This is a genomic window from Williamsia sp. D3 (assembly GCF_000506245.1).
In the GTDB taxonomy this organism is placed as follows: Bacteria; Actinomycetota; Actinomycetes; order Mycobacteriales; family Mycobacteriaceae; genus Williamsia; species Williamsia muralis.
Genome location: NZ_AYTE01000039.1, coordinates 1 through 16,065, shown reverse-complemented (window position 1 = coordinate 16,065; position 16,065 = coordinate 1). Strand labels below are relative to the sequence as shown.

At 64.7% G+C, this 16,065-nt stretch carries 15 protein-coding genes and 1 pseudogene; 13 read left to right on the top strand and 3 right to left on the bottom strand.

What is annotated here, in order from left to right:
- Positions 1 to 255: 255 nt before the first annotated feature.
- Entirely contained in the window at positions 256 to 1,185 is a 930-nt protein-coding gene (locus W823_RS51825; protein ID WP_023961823.1) for a type IV toxin-antitoxin system AbiEi family antitoxin domain-containing protein, read from the top strand.
- 181 nt (positions 1,186 to 1,366) lie between these two features.
- On the opposite strand, the gene W823_RS51820 is transcribed toward W823_RS51825, so the two are convergent.
- Positions 1,367 to 2,419 carry an LLM class F420-dependent oxidoreductase gene (locus W823_RS51820; protein WP_023961821.1) on the bottom strand — a complete coding sequence of 351 codons (1,053 nt, stop codon included), beginning with the start codon at positions 2,417 to 2,419 and terminating at the stop codon, positions 1,367 to 1,369.
- 213 nt (positions 2,420 to 2,632) lie between these two features.
- On the opposite strand from W823_RS51820, the gene W823_RS51815 reads away from it, so the two are divergent.
- The 11 genes from W823_RS51815 (at position 2,633) to W823_RS51770 (ending at position 11,502) form a co-directional block, all read left to right on the top strand.
- Positions 2,633 to 3,865: an inorganic phosphate transporter gene (locus tag W823_RS51815; RefSeq protein WP_081729897.1), complete on the top strand. Its 1,233-nt coding sequence runs from the start codon at positions 2,633 to 2,635 to the stop codon at positions 3,863 to 3,865.
- A 3-nt stretch (positions 3,866 to 3,868) separates the two neighbouring features.
- Positions 3,869 to 4,147 carry a hypothetical protein gene (locus W823_RS51810; protein ID WP_023961817.1) on the top strand — a complete coding sequence of 93 codons (279 nt, stop codon included), beginning with the start codon at positions 3,869 to 3,871 and terminating at the stop codon, positions 4,145 to 4,147.
- Positions 4,148 to 4,160: 13 nt separating this feature from the next.
- Entirely contained in the window at positions 4,161 to 4,469 is a 309-nt protein-coding gene (locus W823_RS51805) for a DUF3349 domain-containing protein (RefSeq protein ID WP_023961815.1), read from the top strand.
- Between the two features lie 109 nt (positions 4,470 to 4,578).
- Entirely contained in the window at positions 4,579 to 4,911 is a 333-nt protein-coding gene (locus W823_RS51800) for a DUF3349 domain-containing protein (protein WP_023961813.1), read from the top strand.
- An 11-nt stretch (positions 4,912 to 4,922) separates the two neighbouring features.
- Positions 4,923 to 6,086, top strand: a complete 1,164-nt coding sequence (menE, locus tag W823_RS51795; RefSeq protein WP_369792663.1) for an o-succinylbenzoate--CoA ligase — start codon at positions 4,923 to 4,925, stop codon at positions 6,084 to 6,086.
- Positions 6,087 to 6,230: 144 nt separating this feature from the next.
- The gene (locus W823_RS51790) at positions 6,231 to 6,899 is read left to right on the top strand and encodes a response regulator transcription factor (protein ID WP_023961809.1); all 669 of its coding nucleotides are present in this window, start codon (positions 6,231 to 6,233) and stop codon (positions 6,897 to 6,899) included.
- Positions 6,866 to 8,101 carry a sensor histidine kinase gene (locus tag W823_RS51785; protein WP_023961806.1) on the top strand — a complete coding sequence of 412 codons (1,236 nt, stop codon included), beginning with the start codon at positions 6,866 to 6,868 and terminating at the stop codon, positions 8,099 to 8,101. Before W823_RS51790 ends, W823_RS51785 begins: the two co-directional genes overlap by 34 nt.
- A gap of 352 nt (positions 8,102 to 8,453) precedes the next feature.
- Positions 8,454 to 9,173 (top strand): hypothetical protein, encoded by a 720-nt coding sequence (locus W823_RS0130520; protein WP_152538159.1) that lies wholly within the window; start codon positions 8,454 to 8,456, stop codon positions 9,171 to 9,173.
- 113 nt (positions 9,174 to 9,286) lie between these two features.
- Entirely contained in the window at positions 9,287 to 9,574 is a 288-nt protein-coding gene (locus W823_RS59735) for a response regulator transcription factor (RefSeq protein WP_023961804.1), read from the top strand.
- 123 nt (positions 9,575 to 9,697) lie between these two features.
- A complete protein-coding gene (locus W823_RS51775) occupies positions 9,698 to 10,681 on the top strand; it encodes a daunorubicin resistance protein DrrA family ABC transporter ATP-binding protein (RefSeq protein ID WP_023961802.1) in 984 nt (327 codons plus the stop codon).
- Positions 10,678 to 11,502, top strand: a complete 825-nt coding sequence (locus W823_RS51770; RefSeq protein ID WP_023961800.1) for an ABC transporter permease — start codon at positions 10,678 to 10,680, stop codon at positions 11,500 to 11,502. Before W823_RS51775 ends, W823_RS51770 begins: the two co-directional genes overlap by 4 nt.
- Here W823_RS51770 and W823_RS0130515 read toward each other — a convergent pair.
- Positions 11,499 to 14,723, bottom strand: a complete 3,225-nt coding sequence (locus W823_RS0130515; RefSeq protein ID WP_038254339.1) for a BTAD domain-containing putative transcriptional regulator — start codon at positions 14,721 to 14,723, stop codon at positions 11,499 to 11,501. The two genes, W823_RS51770 and W823_RS0130515, sit on opposite strands and share 4 nt — an antisense overlap.
- 123 nt (positions 14,724 to 14,846) lie before the next feature.
- On the opposite strand from W823_RS0130515, the gene W823_RS51765 reads away from it, so the two are divergent.
- Positions 14,847 to 15,716 carry a 1,4-dihydroxy-2-naphthoate polyprenyltransferase gene (locus tag W823_RS51765; protein ID WP_031333207.1) on the top strand — a complete coding sequence of 290 codons (870 nt, stop codon included), beginning with the start codon at positions 14,847 to 14,849 and terminating at the stop codon, positions 15,714 to 15,716.
- A gap of 83 nt (positions 15,717 to 15,799) precedes the next feature.
- Here W823_RS51765 and W823_RS58245 read toward each other — a convergent pair.
- A pseudogene (locus W823_RS58245) lies at positions 15,800 to 16,065 on the bottom strand (ATP-dependent Clp protease ATP-binding subunit); the annotation flags it as partial.

Genomic DNA, 16,065 nt, shown 5'->3' with positions numbered 1-16,065 from the left:
CCACCAAACCCGCAAACGCTCGCCCCGCAGACCGAGCTAACTCGGGCTTCCCGAGCGGGCCCGAGCCCCAGGCCCAACCAACTCACAAACGCTCGCCCTACAGACCGAGCAAACCCCAACTTCCCGAGCGCACCGGCGTCGCCAACCCGCCGGCAGCTCACCGATATATAGCGAACTATCCACAACTCCGGGGTTATCCCCATTGGCACCGCATATCGAGGGTGTCGGGCCCATCAGGTCACTGACAATCGGCTCATGGGGGAATTCATGGAAGACGGCGACGGTTTGATCTGGCGCCGCGACGTCATTGCATTGGGGTATTCCGACGACGACATCAAACGCGCCGTTCGAGGCGGGGCGCTCAGTCGAATCTGGCACGGAGCGTACGTGAGGACATCACGAGATCTGTCGGACGACGCGTTGGCCCGGTTGCGCGTGATCGCCGCCGCGCGAAGTTGCAACCACCCGCTGGTGGTCAGTCACACATCGGCGGCTTTGTTGCATGAGCTCCCGCTCCTCAAGCCCTCCCACGCGCGGGTGCATCTGCTGAACGGGCGGATCGGCGGTGGGCGCGTCGAGAGTCGGCGGCACCTGCACGCCGGAAAGGCTGCGCCCGGTGAGGTCATCGAGATCGATGGGATTGCGTTGACCAGCCTCGAGCGGACTGCGGTCGACACCGCACTCGCAGGCACTTTCGACCAGGCGCTGGTGATTTTCGACAGCGCACTGAGAGCGGGCGCCAACCGCGACGTGATGTCGGTGATGGTCGATTCTTGCGGACCCAAGCGCGGCGTCGGACCAGTTCGGACAGCGTTGGCGGCCGCCGACCAATTGGCGGAGACCGTCGGAGAGTCATGGAGTCGGGCGCAGATGCTGGCGAGCCGCGACATCCCGCGCCCACGGCTGCAACGCGAGTTCTACACGCCAACAGGGGTTTTCGTGGCCCGAGTGGATTTCGAGTGGGAAGGTCGACTGGTCGGCGAGTTCGACGGTTTGGTGAAGTACGGGCAGGGGTTGATGGCGCCGAGGCAGACGCCGAACGACGTTGTCGTCGCCGAAAAGATCCGCGAAGATCGACTCAGACAACTCGGTCTCGAAGTCGTCCGGTGGACGTGGGCCGACCTCGAAGCCGGTCGTCTCCCAGAAATCCTCCGCCAAGCAATGGTTCGGGCTGGACTTCGCTGATAGCGCCGACGGGTCTGGTGACCGCGCAACGACGAGAACCGCGTGCGCGCCGGTGGCCGCGCACACCAAACCTGAGGTAGCTCGCACTGCAGACCGAGCGACGACGAGAACAGCGAGCGCACCGGCGGGCCCGCACCCCAAACCCGGCCTAGCTCGCCCCACAGACCGAGCAACCCTCAGATCAACTGACGAGCTCTTTCAGCAAACGAATCTGCTCGACCTGATCGGCATGGTCGGGGGTGGCAGGAGCGACGAGAAGCGTGGTGATCCCAGCGCTTTCGAAGGCCGTGAGGCGTTCTTTGACGAAGCTCTCGGGGCCGATGAGGGACATGCCGGACGCGAGGTCGTCGGGGACGGCGGCCGCGGCTTCCTGCTTCTTGCCGTCGAGGTAGAGGTCTTGGATCTCTTTGGCGGCGTCGGCGTATCCGTAGCGGACGGCGAGGTCGTTGTAGAAGTTCTTGCCGCGGGCGCCCATGCCGCCGATGTACAGCGCGGCGTGGTGCTTGACCAAGGCGAGGGCGTTCTGGCGTTGCTCTTCGTCATCGGTGATCAACGCGGTTGTATTCACCGAGATGCCCAGCTTGCCGAGTTCGGGCGCGCGCTTGGCGTTGCCCTTGTCCAGGGCGTCGCCGAACGCCACCGACAGGTGCTCGGGATGGAAGAGAATCGGCTGCCACTCCTCGAAGAGTTCGGCCGCCAGCTCCACGTTCTTGGGGCCGATGGCTGCCAGCAGCATCGGGATTCGCTCGCGCAGAGGGTGGTTGATGATCTTGAGCGGTTTGCCCAGCCCGGTGCCGCCGTCTTCCTTAGTGAACGGCAGCTTGTAGTACTTGCCGTTGTACTCCGTGCGCTCACGCCGCCAGACCATGCGGCAGATCTCGGCGTTCTCGCGGGCGCGCCCCACCGGGGCGTCGTACTTGACGCCGTGGAAGCCCTCGATCACCTGCGGACCGGACGCGCCGATACCGAGCACGAAGCGTCCACCGGAGATGTAATCCAAACCGGCCGCGGTCATCGCCAGGTTGGTGGGAGTGCGCGAGTACATCGGCAGGATGCCGGTTGCGATTTCCATCGTCGAGGTCTTGGCGGCGATGTAGCCGAGCTGGCTGACAGCGTCGAAACTATAGGCTTCGGCCACCGTGATCCGGTCGAGGCCGACCTTCTCGAAATCGATCAGGTTATCGATGGTCTCGGCAAAATCTCCCGAGTAGTTGATGGCCATGCCGATCTTCATGTGTCCTCCCACGGACCGCGACGTTACGAGACGTTTCCTCAGAAGTGTTTCATATGCTCACGAAGCCGAACCAGGGGTGTGGCGACTCGGCGTACGTGACATGAACATTGGGTGAACACGCCCGGTTCGCTGAATGAAACCCCAGTTCAGTGGTGTTCTTTCTAGCATGTCCGTTTCGACAGAATCCTCAGCTCAGCCTCAGAATCAGTACTCATGAGCGCAGAAATGTTGATTCTCGTGCTGCTGGTCATCACAGCACTGGGATTCGACTTCACAAATGGCTTCCACGACACCGGAAATGCGATGGCGACGTCTATTGCCACCGGCGCATTGAAGCCGAAAACCGCGGTGAGCATCGCCGCGATCCTGAACCTGGTCGGCGCGTTCCTCTCGGTGGAGGTCGCCGCGACCATCACCAAGGATGTGCTCGAGATCCAACAGACCAGCGGTGAGGACAAAGGCGATCTCATCGCCGGTCTGAACGCCGAGACTGCGATGATCATCATCTTCGCCGGCCTCATCGGCGGCATCCTCTGGAACCTCTTCACCTGGCTGTTCGGTCTGCCCTCCAGCTCATCGCACGCCCTGTTCGGCGGACTGATCGGCTCGGGCATGGCCGCGATCGGCACCTCCGGCGTCAACTGGGACGGCATCACCTCGAAGATCCTGATCCCCGCTCTGATGGCCCCGATCATCGCCTGCGTGGTGGCCGCCGCGGGCACCTGGATGATCTACGCACTCACCAAGAAGGTGGCGGAAAACAAAAAGGCACAAGGCTTTAGGGCGGGTCAGATCGCCTCGGCCTCCCTGGTCTCCCTCGCCCACGGCACCGGAGATGCCCAGAAGACGATGGGCGTGATCGCCATGGCGTTGATCGCCAGTGGCCACCTCGATGCATCGAGCGTGGAGCACGGCCTGCCGTTCTGGATCGTCTTCAGCTGTGCCGCGGCCATCGCCATCGGCACCTACCTGGGTGGCTGGCGCATCATTCGCACCCTGGGCAAGGGTCTGGTCGAGATCGAGTCCCCCCAGGGTATGGCCGCTGAGGCCTCCTCTGCAGCAATCATTCTCACGTCGAGTGCCGCCGGTATGGCGCTGTCGACCACACAGGTCGCCACCGGGTCGATCCTCGGTTCGGGCGTGGGCAAGAAGGGCGCCACAGTCCGCTGGTCGGTGGCCGGCCGGATGGCTGTGGCCTGGATCGTCACCCTGCCTTCGGCGGGCCTTGTTGGCGCGCTGAGCTACTACGTGGCCGACATCGTCGGCGGAGCTGCCGGAGCGGTGGTCATCTTCCTCATCCTGGTCTCGCTCGCCGGCTACATGTACTGGCGCGCACAGCAGCAGAAGGTTGACGCCAACAACGTCAACGACGAATGGGACGAGAAGACCGGCAGCATCATCCCGCCCCAGACTGCCGCCGCCAACGCTGAAACCGAGAAGGTGTGATCGATGGAAACCGTTGAGGCAATCTTCAAGGTTCTGGTGGTCGGGCTCATCCTCGGCGCCGGGCTGCCTGCAGTCTTTGCGATCGGCTTGCGTCTGCACTCTGCGGGTGCGGGCGACAACCACGCCGACGGCACGGCGTCCTCAGGCAACCCGGCCCTCAAATACGTTGCGTACCTACTCTTCGCCTTCATCGCCGCAGTCATCGTCACCGGAATCCTGTGGATCACCCGCGAGACGATCGACTACTACTTCGGCATCACTCTGTTCCCGTTCGCCGAGTGAGGGTCGCGTCCCGATGACAACGAGCACGCAGCACGAGAACCCTTTCGAGGCGGTCTTGAACTGGCTGCGCAGTGGATACCCCGATGGGATCCCGCCCCGCGACTACCACCCCGTGCTGGCTCTGCTCCGTCGATCACTCACCGATGATCAGCTCGACAAAGTGGTCGACAACTTGCACGACCAGATCTCGGGCCCGGCGCCCACAACAGCGGAGATCCGTGCCGCCGTGGCCGAGGTGGCCCGTGTCGAACCCGACAGCGAAGAGGTGCAACGTGTTTCGGCCCGCCTCGCCGCTGCCGGATGGCCATTGGCCAACCCCTGACCGTTTCGGACCGATCGACCCGGACGCGACCTGCAGGTGGTCGCAGTAAAATCTGGTCGGCTGGTTCATCGCTGTTCGTCGATGGTTTTGATGCCCGGAAGGAGGCGTAGTGGACCGCCCGCAGTTCTTGATGAGAGTCGTCAACTGGCTACGCGCCGGGTACCCGAACGGTGTGCCGTCCGGCGACTACGTCCCGCTGGTGGCGTTGTTGCGCCGCCAGTTGTCCGAGGACGAGGTGAAGGCTGTCTCACGAGAGCTGATCCATCAGGGTCAGGTGACCAACGAGGGTCCTGAACCCATCAAGGCAGTGGACGCCGGGGTGCTCATCACCAAGATCACCGACGAACTACCGTTCGAAGCCGACATCGCCCGGATCCGCGCGCATCTGGAGGAGCAGGGGTGGCCGTTCGACCCCGCCCCGACCCCCGAGCAGCCGGGTTGATGATCGACCCCGTGGCTGACCAACGTCTGCTCGAACCACTGCCTCTGTCGGCCGCATCGACCAATATCGATGCGCTGCAGCGACTTCTGGACGGGGCAGGCTCGTACCTACCGGTGCCCACCCACGACGAGGCCGAAACCCGGCGGCTCACTGCGGCTCTCGGCGCGGGCGAACCGATCGACGACGATGTGGCGCTGGTGGTCGCGACGTCGGGCACCACCGGCACCCCGAAAGGCGCCATGCACTCCGCTGCATCGGTGAAGGCCTCGATCGATGCCACCCACGAATACCTCGGCGGGCCGGGGGCGTGGCTGCTGGCCTTGCCTCCTCATCACATCGCGGGGCTGCAGGTGCTGCTGCGAAGCGTGCGGGCCGGATGTGATCCGGTGACCCTCGACGTCGCCGACGGATTCGACCCGGCCGACCTCGTCGCAGGCGTTGACAAGATGCCAGGCCCACGCCGATACACCTCACTGGTACCCACCCAACTCATCAAGGTGCTTGCCGACCCGTCGGCTGTGGCCGCCCTGCGCAGCGTGGACGCCGTCCTGGTGGGCGGGGCTGCCACCCCGGCGCCGCTACGCGAACGAGCGATCGACGCCGGGATTCCGATCGTGCGCACCTATGGGATGAGCGAGACCTGCGGCGGTTGCGTCTACGACGGCCGGCCTCTGCCCGGGGTGCGGATTCGTATCGACGGCTCACCGTCGGGCCGGGTGCAACTGGGTGGACCAATGGTCGCGTCCGGTTATCGAGGCCGTCCACATCATCCGGCATTCGCCGAACCCGGATGGTTCCGCACCGACGATCTCGGCACCCTGAACGTCGACGGGTCGCTGTCGATACTGGGCCGCGCCGACGAGGCGATCAGCTCCGGGGGCCTCACCATCGTTCCGCAGGTGGTCGAGGCCGCCCTGCTCACCGATCCTGCGGTCAGCGAATGCGCGGTTCTCGGGCTACCCGACGAGAGGCTCGGGGAACAGGTCGTCGCGGCGATAGTTCTTTCTCCCGGCGCATTTGCCACCACCGAAGATCTGCAGGAAGTCGTCGCCGAACAGCTGGACAAGACCGCTGTCCCCCGGCAGGTGTTCTTTGTCGATGACCTGCCCAGACGGGGTCCGGGCAAGGTGGATCGTGCGGCACTTCGGAGTCAACTGAGCGGGCACGGCCGGTAATTCAGAGGCGGTTCGACGGCCCGGGCTGCGTTAAACCGACCGCTTTCCGAACGCATCACGATTCGTGTTCTTTGTCACCCGATCCCTACTGGTTGGGTGAAACTAACTATATGAATCGGGGGAACCGGCTAAAACAGCAGTGCGATGAATGAGCAGAGTGGTGACCGTGAACGGAAGATCGGTGTGGTGGAGGACTTCGAGTCCCAGCTCACCGGCCTTGCCGCCATCATCAATAGTTCAGACGGTATGACCTTCGCCGCGGGGGCGAGCACCGTGGACGGGCTCCTCGCCATCACCAAAGACCTTGATCTGGTGATCTTGGACCTGCGACTGGAGGACGGTTCCACGCCGAAATCCAACGTCGAACAATTGCACGCTGCCGGCATCAAGGTGCTGGTCTTCACCACAGCGGACTACCCCGACCTCGTTCGCGCCGCCACCGCTGCCGGCGTTCTCGGTGTGGTGCGCAAATCGGTGCGCAACACCGAACTGGTGGAGGCCATCCGATCTGCAGCCGACGGGAACACCGTCGCGACGATGGACTGGGCTTCGGCGATCGACGCCGACCCGGCGCTGTCCGAGGTGAATCTCAGCCCGCGCCAGCGGCAGGTACTCGAACTCTATGCATCTGGTGAGCCTGCCAATCGCGTTGCATCGCTCACCGGCCTGTCCACCGAGACCGTCAATGTGTACCTGTCCCGGATCCGCCGCAAGTACGCCGACGCCGGCCGTCCGGCACCGACCAAGACCGACCTCTACAAACGGGCATTGGAGGACGGTTGGCTTCCGATACCGCGACTGTTCCGGCGCTGAACAGCACCCCGGCGACCGGTTTTGATCCCGAAGGCGGCGGATCCGCCGCGGACAAGATCATCCGGCAGTTCTGCCGCTATCTCGGAATCGGGTACTGCCTCAGCTTCATCGGGCTGATCAGCGTCATCACGAGATCGCTTGACGTGGTCCCGATGTGGTGGACGGCGGCCGCGCTGCTCTCGGTATACGGGTCGGCGATCGCGATGATCATCCTTTCGTTCCGGCCAGGTATTCGTGCCGTACGGGCGGCGTCGAGTGCGGTGGTGATCGGTTACGTACTGACCATCGTCACGTGGCCCCTGGTGTGGAACGGTGTGCAACTCGATGTGGCGCAAGGGATGTGGTTCACCCAGTTCAACGGGGTGGTCGCCTTCAGCGCTGCGCTGACGTGGCGCGTCCGGTGGTCGCTGCCCTATTGGTTGTTCGTCCTGGTCTCGGTACAGTTCGTCAACGACGTGGTCCGCGTGGCGGACCACAGCAATCCGGTCGCTGCCGAGATCGCCTGGAGTTTTTGCCTCACGGCGATGCCGTACGCGATGGGAGTGGCTGCGATCCGATCCGGACGCATCCTCGACACCACCAGGCACCAATCGGCCACTGCTGCTGCCGAAGCCGCTGCGGCCGTAGCACGCGCACATGAGCGTTCTAGGTTCGACGCGCTCACCCACGACGGCGTGATGGCCACATTGCTGGCCGCCGCCCGCCACGACATGTCACCGGCACTGGTCGAACAGGCCACCGACACACTCACCAAACTCGAGGTCCTCGAGTCCGGGGTGCGGCAACAAGCCGAGTTCGATGTCGACGCTGCCATCAGTCAGTTGCGCAGTGCCACCGGCGAAGTGGACGACTCGATTCGATTGGTCAGCTTCAACGGAACCGCTGATCCGACCACCCGCTACCCGGGCGCCGTCGTTCGGACGATGTCCGCGGCACTCGCCGAGGCCCTCCGCAACAGCGTTCAACACGCCGGGCCGGGCGTCCGCCGGTCGGTGCAGGTGAGGGCCGGCGACAATCTTCTCCGGGTGACGGTCGGCGACAACGGCGTCGGGTTCGACACTGCAACGGTTCCAGGCCACCGGCTCGGCCTCGCCGTCAGCGTTCGAGGACGAATGAAGCAATTGCCCGGTGGCTCAGCCGAGATCGCGTCACGCCCGGGCGAGGGCACTCGGATCGACTTGACATGGCGACGGCCGCAATGACACTGGCGACACCGACCGGTCCCACCGACATCCGCGAGGTGCTGGGCCTGCACACCCGCCTAGCGCGGGGGCTGACGGGTGCGGTGGTGCTGGCGATGGCCTTTTGTGCGCTGCAGAACACCAGTGGCGTGTCGCCGATGTGGCCCGAGGTGGTCGCCGTGCTCATCATGGCCGCCGCGACCATCGCAGTTGTGATGTTGCCGCACGACCCTCTGCTCCGTACTGCGGCACTCCTCCTGGCGTTGTCACCGCCTGTGGCAGCGGCGTTTCTGCTGTCAGCGGTACCGGTGCCTTTGGAGACATCGAATCAGATCTGGGTGTCCGGCTATTCGTCGATCATCTATGTGTTCATGTGTCTGCGAGGGCGCGCGCGATACGCGTGGTCGAGTATCGCCCTGACGGTCGGGGTCTACGGCGCCTGGGCGGCGCTCACCGATCAGGCTGGTGGACCGGAGCCACCACACCGATCTACAACTCGGGCGCAGTTGCGGTCGCGACCGTACTCGCAATGGCCGTCCGCCCGACGATCCGTTCGATCTTCACGCTGCGACAGCAGTCGATGTCGCGCGCGGCCGAGGCATCTGCCGTTGCGGCGGCCCAGTTCGAGCGCAACCTCCGGCTACGCGAACTCGACGAACTCGCTCGCCCACTGCTCGAACGAATCGCCACGGGCACGCCCCTGTCGGATCAGGAGCGGCAATCGTGCGAACTGCTCGAAGCTCATCTGCGCGATCAGCTTCGCGCGCAAGCACTGGTGACCCCGTCCACGGCTGCGGCCGCACGCGCGGCTCGCGGCCGGGGCGTCGAGGTGTTGATGATCGACGACGGAGGTCTCGACGACGCGGACGCAACGGTCCGCGACCGTGCCAGCACCGTGGTCACCAATGCCCTGTCCGAGGCGGGCGACGGCGACGTACGGATTCGCGTGCTGCCACCCGGCCGGTCGACCGTCCTGTCCATTTATCGCAGTGGAGTTTCCGGAACCCGCCGCATAGACCTTGACAGATCAGGCAAGATGTCAAAAGGCAATCACATCGTGAAGTATTCGAAAGCCGATATCGAAGACGAATAGTTTGCATAGCTCACGATGAGGCCAGTTTTTGTGACACCAAAAGCTACGTCTGTTGAGTTGTCGCCACCCGCGATACGTTCTCCTGATGGGTCGGGGGACCCAAGTTCCGGCCTGTGGCCTGCCCGAGGAGTAGCTCTGCATTGGTGTTGCCGTCGAACGGATCAAAACCCCTTCCAGCCCCACCACTGACCGCTCGCGAAATAGAGATACTGCGCGAATGGGTCATGCGCGATTCAAAAGCAGAAGTGGCCAAAGCGCTGTTCATCACCCCAGCCACGGTGAGCACGCACGTGAATCGGATCAGGCTGAAATACGCGTCGGTGGGTCGTCCGGCGAACACAAAAGCGGCATTGCTGGCCCGCGCATTGCAAGACGGACACATCGATCTCGCTGAGTTGTGAACGTTCTCGGTGTCACGCGGAGACCTGACTGTCTTGCCGCCGTGGTGAACCCATGACAGCACCTGGCAGCCCACGACAGCCGCTGTAAGCGCCACGACAGCGCGCCGGCGCAGAGTCTGTTCCATGAACACACCACTGCACACCGATGCGCCGGCCATCGAGGCCCGCGGATTGGTCAAACACTTCGGTTCCACCAAGGCCGTCGATGGCGTCGATCTGGTGGTTCCCACCGGATCGGTCTACGGAGTCCTCGGCCCCAACGGCGCAGGTAAGACCACCACCGTGCGCATGCTCGCCACCCTCCTCAAGCCTGACGAGGGGCAGGCGAAGATTTTCGGGTACGACGTGACCGCCGACTCGGTCGCCGTACGCTCGCTCGTCGGTGTCACCGGCCAGTACGCGTCGGTCGACGAAGACCTTTCCGCCACCGAGAACCTCATCGTCTTCGGTCGCCTGCTCGGCAACAGTCGCCGGGCATCGAGGCAGCGGGCCCATGACCTGCTCGAGGAGTTCGGACTCACCGACGCCGCCAAACGACCACTCAAACAGTTCTCGGGCGGGATGCGTCGGCGACTCGACCTCGCCGCAAGCCTGATAGCCACTCCCCCATTGCTCTTCCTCGATGAACCGACCACCGGTCTCGACCCGCGGACCCGAGCGCAGATGTGGGACACCATCCGCCGTCTCGTCGCCGGGGGCAGCACAGTGCTGCTCACCACCCAATACCTCGACGAGGCCGACCAACTCGCCGACCGCATCGCGGTGATCGACCACGGACGGGTGATCGCCGACGGAACAGCGGACGAGCTGAAGAGCTCGGTAGGGTCGTCCACCCTGCAACTGACCCCCGCCGACAAGGCGATGGCGCCGGCCGCAGCCGCACTCATCGAACGGATCCTGTCCGAACCGGCCACGCTCAGCGCCGAAGCCGGACGTATCACCGCCCCCATGGACCGCCCGGATCTACTGCCCGACGTCCTCATCGCGTTGCGCGAGGAGGGCATTGCGATCGAAGGGCTGAACGTCCAGAAGCCGAGTCTCGACGAGGTCTTCCTCACCATCACCGGCAAACCCGCCGACCCCACTTCCGAGGAGCAAGCCGCATGACCACACTCATCGACAAACCCATCACCACCGCACCCACCAACACCGCCGTCCCCGTCAGGTCGGTGAGTGTCGCCGACGCTGTCCGACAGTCGTTCACGATGGGCTACCGCGGTCTGCTCAAGATCCGTCACAACCCGGAGCAGCTGTTCGACGTTGTGCTGCAACCGATCATCTTCACCCTGATGTTCACCTACATCTTCGGTGGCGCCCTCGCCGGCAGCGTGCACGACTACCTGCCGATCATCATTCCCGGCATCCTGGTGCAGACGGTGATCGTCACCAGCATCGTGACCGGTACCCAGTTGCGTGAAGACATGGACAAGGGCGTGTTCGACCGATTCCGGTCGCTCCCGATCGCTCGGATAAGCCCATTGGCGGGTGCACTTCTCGCCGACGTCGTCCGTTACCTGATCGCCACTGTGATCACATTTGTGGTGGGCATCGCGATGGGCTGGCGACCAGACGCCCTGGGAGTCCTCGGCGCGACCCTGCTGGTCATCACCTGCAGCTTCGCGGTGTCGTGGATCTTCGCCTTCATGGGCACCATCATGAAGAAAGCCTCAGCAGTACAGGGCATCTCGATGCTCATCCTGTTCCCGCTGACCTTCATGTCCAACGCATTCGTGCAGCCAGAGACCATGCCTGGCTGGATGCAGTCGTTTGTCAACGTCAACCCCATCTCGCATCTGGTGAGCGCGGTCCGCGAGCTGACCAACAACGGCCATATCGGTATGCACGTCGTCTGGTCGCTCGTGGGTGCCGCCATCATCATCGCGATCATGGCTCCACTCACGGTGAAGTCGTACATGCGCAACGCCTAGACGTTGAGCCTCTTGATGATGTCCACGATGTCCCGCACGGCTTGCCTGCGGGACATCGTGGCAATCCGCTCCTCGCCTGTGCGCCATTCCTCGCTGCTGGCGCCGGACATCTCGAATCGACGGTCCATCGCTGACGCGAGTGTGGGGAAATCGCGGCGACCACCCAGCCGTTCGGCCAAGTGCAACAGCCTCACCCCGTCTGGTGAACCGGGCTTGCGCAAACATGTCAACACCCCGTACCCCAGTGCGACCGAACCCATTTGCGGAAGGTCACCCATTCCGCCGGGCCCCACCATGTGGTCGACGATCTCCGCGAGATCGGCAAGATAGGGCGTGGCGCGGTCGACGGAGCCGTTGACCGCCATACCGCACACCGCCGTGCTGATGATCATGGCAACAAGTGGATCCTGCGCCGGCATGGGATGCTCACTCAACAACAGCCGGACCGCGCGCTCGTACAGGCCCGCCGCCGAGGCGGTCTTGTGGTCGTAGACCTCGAGTTCAGCCGCCGCGATGAGGATCCCGGCGGAGACCTCCGGATGCAGTTGCGGGTCTGGGTCACTGGGCCGCCAGCCATCCGAGAGGTCTGCGAACTCCGCCCGCGCTTGGTCGATTCGGCCAGATCCGATCAGAGCGGCAACCACATACCCTCGCGCCTGCATACTGTCCTGCTCAGACCCGATCTGGTTCAGCAGATGAATTGCCTCGAAATAGTTTTCGAGCGCGGAGTCGAAATCACCGACCTGACCGTAGAGACTTCCCATCTCCATCCTGGACGCGGCCGCCATCCACTGGTCGTTCCGCTCCTCGGTGAGTGCCAGATTCTCGACGGCGTCACGCATGGCTCCCTCACGGTCTCCGACGTTCTCCCGGACGTTCACCCGCAGCACCGCCGCCAGCGTCTGCACACGAGGGTTGGGACTGTCCCGGGCAGTGATCAACAGCCGCAGCGCCGAAAGCGGGTGGTTGGCAGTTGCGATCGCGGATGCGAAGTCCATCGGACGATGGTTGGACAGCTGAGGTTCGAGAAGTCTCCGAAGCCGAGTCCGTGCAACGGCAAGCGACCGCAGATGTCGGGACATCAGCAGGTGCGCTGCCGCAAGAATGTAGGTTGCCTGGCGGTTCTCGCGCTCGACGTCGGACATCGCCGCGATCGCGGCAGGTGTCTCGGCGGGCAAGGCCGCGACCACACGCGGCCCCCACATCATCACCTCGGCGTGCAGACCACGGATGGCCCAATAGCCGGCGAGCACTGGGAAGCAGGTCACAAGAGTCAATTCCGCGGCGTCGGGGCGATGAAGCGGGTCGGGCTCCATGCAGCGACGCAGCACCCACACCAGATTGTCGGCCTCAGCAGCGATCGCTTTCAACGCCACCGGTTGCCGTCCGTTCTCGAACGGCTCGCGGACGTCTTCGGAGAACTTCCGGGCCCATCGAGCGATTGCCGAATTGACCTGCGCCTCTTCGCCGGCCGCGGTGATCTGTTCTTCGCCGAACTCCCGGACGGTCTCCAGCATGCGGTAACGAACGCCACCGTTCTCGACCACGTGCAGCAGGGACTGGTCGACAAGCGCATCGAGGACATCGTCGAGCTCGAAACCGCCTGCTCCCACCAGTTCCGCGGCCGCTTCCCGCGAGAAACCACCGGGGAACCGGCACAGCCGACGCAGAGCGACCTGCGCCGCGTGGTCGAGCAGTTCCCAGCTCCACTCGATCACCGCATGCAAGGTGCGATGTCGCAGTGGCGACGAGCGGCTACCCGCACTCAGCAGCGCGAAGCGGTCGGTCAATCTCTGGGAGATCTCGCCGACGGTCATCGTCCTGACCCTGGCGGCGGCCAGTTCGATCGCGAGCGGCAGACCGTCCAGCGCGCGGCAGAGCGCCGCGACCTCACCGAGGTCGATCGCCACATCCGGCCGGATCGCATGTGCGCGGGCGACGAAGAGATCCGTTGCGGCCGAGCCCTTCTCGGCGACATCGAGGGTCGGCAGCTGATGGACGACCTCACTGCTGACCCGCAACGGCGATCTGCTGGTCGCCAGGATCCGCACCCCGTCTGCGGCTGCGATCAACTCGCTCGCGATGCGCGCCGCGGCGTCGATGACGTGCTCACAGTTGTCGAGGATGACCAGGGTGTCCGCGGTCAGGGCGTCGGCGAGTCGCGCACGCAGGTCTGAGTACGCCAACCTCGGCCGACCGCCTGGACCAACGTCGGATTCGCCGACTCCGAGAGTGCCCGCGACCGCGGCCAGCACGTCGTCGTCACCGCGAACCGACGCCAATTCGACGAAGAAGACACGGGCGCCGTCGCCGGCGACGATGTGTCCGATCTTGTTGGCAATACGGGTCTTTCCTGCGCCTCCAGGTCCTTGCACGGTGACCATGCGCGAGGTGTCGAACAGCCGGCAGATCCTCGCGACATCGGCAGCGCGGCCGAACAACTCGTTCGGTTCGGCCGACAAGCCCACCGCTCTGACGGGTGCCGCGCGACGTGCGGGCGCCGGGGTGGTTCCCTGTCGGCTCACCAGTTGCTGATGCAACGCAGCGAGTTCCGGCCCCGGGTCGGCGCCCAATTCGGCGGACAGCGAGCGCCGGATGCGGGCGAACACGGCGAGAGCCTCCGCATCGCGGCCCAGAGCCGCCAGTGCTCGGATGACGGTGGTGTGGGCGGACTCATCGAGTGGATCGGCGTCGCATCGTTGCTGGGCGAGCGAGCGCGCCAGCTCGAAGTCGCCGTCTTCCAGAGCTTTACGTGATCGATGGGCAACGATGTCGTCGTGGACGCGGTCAGCGGTCTGGCGGAGGGTGCGGGCCAGGTCATCGTCACCGAGGTCTTCACCCGGATCCCCGCGCCACAGTGCCGCCGCGGTGTCGAGCGCCTGGGTCGACCCCTCGGCGACAAGAGATCTCGCGACAAACACATCGATTGCATCGGCGGAGAGCGTGAGTCGATAACCCCTCGGCCCGACCTCGATGGCGCCGTCGGGAAGCTGTGGTCGAAGCCTGGAGATCTGTGTGTGGAGTGCCGACTGCGGCGACCGAGGCAGGTCGTCGCCCCACACCCCGTCGATCAGTGCTGACTGCGATCGGTGGGTGCCGGGCATCAGCGCGAGCACCGTCAGCAACCGCCGGGCGCGAAGGCCCTGCACCGGTCGCCTTTGTCCGTTTTCGTCCGCAACAGCCACCGGTCCCAGCAGTCCGATGATCGGCGCTACTGTCACTGACGGCACATTTCCTCGCTGATGATGAACAGATCGACGGCAAACCTGCAGGTCGGGGTCGCTTCTTACACACTAGTGGGTCCGGCGGACACCGGGGTCGAGCCCGTGCGCAAGGATGCTCTCATGGCTACCGCAGCGCAATGGTTCGAAGGAGCCAGACCCCGCACCTTCCCGAACGCGATCGCACCGGTGATCGCCGGCACCGGAGCCGCCGGCTGGCTCGACCAGATCATCTGGTGGAAGGCCGCGCTCGCGCTCGTGGTGTCGGTGGCGTTGATCATCGGGGTGAACTTCGCCAACGACTATTCCGACGGCATTCGCGGCACCGACGACGACCGCGTGGGCCCGATGCGTCTCGTGGGGTCGAAAGCGGCGAGCCCGAAGTCGGTGAAGACCGCGGCGATCGCGGCGTTTGCGCTCGCGGGCGTCGCCGGCCTGGCACTGGCCCTCGCGAGTGCGTGGTGGCTCGTCCTGATCGGACTCGCCTGCATCGCAGCGGCCTGGTACTACACCGGCGGCCGTAACCCGTACGGCTACAGCGGCTTCGGTGAGGTCGCGGTGTTCGTGTTCTTCGGTCTGGTCGCAGTACTCGGTACACAGTTCGTGCAGGCCGAGTCGGTCGACTGGGTGGGTCTTCTCTGCGCGATTGCGGTCGGGTGTTACTCGAGCGGCGTTCTCGTCGCCAACAATCTCCGCGACATCCCCACCGACACGGTGTCGGGCAAGAACACCCTCGCGGTTCGTCTCGGCGACAAACGCACGCGGGTGTTCCATACCGTCCTCGTTGTCATTCCGTCGGTGATCTCGCTGGTGCTCATCGCCGCGACCCCATGGGCGTTGCTCGGACTGGTCGCCGCGCCGCTTGCCGTCAAGGCCAACGCACCCGTCCGGGCCGGCGCCGGCGGCCCGGCACTCATCCCCGCACTCGCACTGACCGGGTTGGCCATGCTCCTCTGGTCCATCGGCACCGCGGCCGGCCTGTTGATCGCCTGACCCCCCGGGGCCTCCGATAGTGTGCTCTTTTGGCGAGCAAAACCCCTGGTGGGCCCCGCCAAAAGGGCACAATTCCGGGCTGTCTATTTGGCGTCGGCCGGCTGCAACGCGGACCGCAAGGCCGCGACCGTGGTTGTCGACTCGATCAACGCCGTGGATGCGGCGTCGCCGGTCGCGAGGATGCCCAGCAGGACGTCCTCGGCCGTGATGTCGCGGTTCGCCTCTCGGGCGATGACGCCCGCATGGGTGATCGCCGACTTGGCGTCTTTCGAGAACTGTGGTCGGCGGGCGCGGCCACGCGGTCCGCGCCGGCCGCGGCCGCCCTCTCCTGGTCCTTCATGACCCGGTC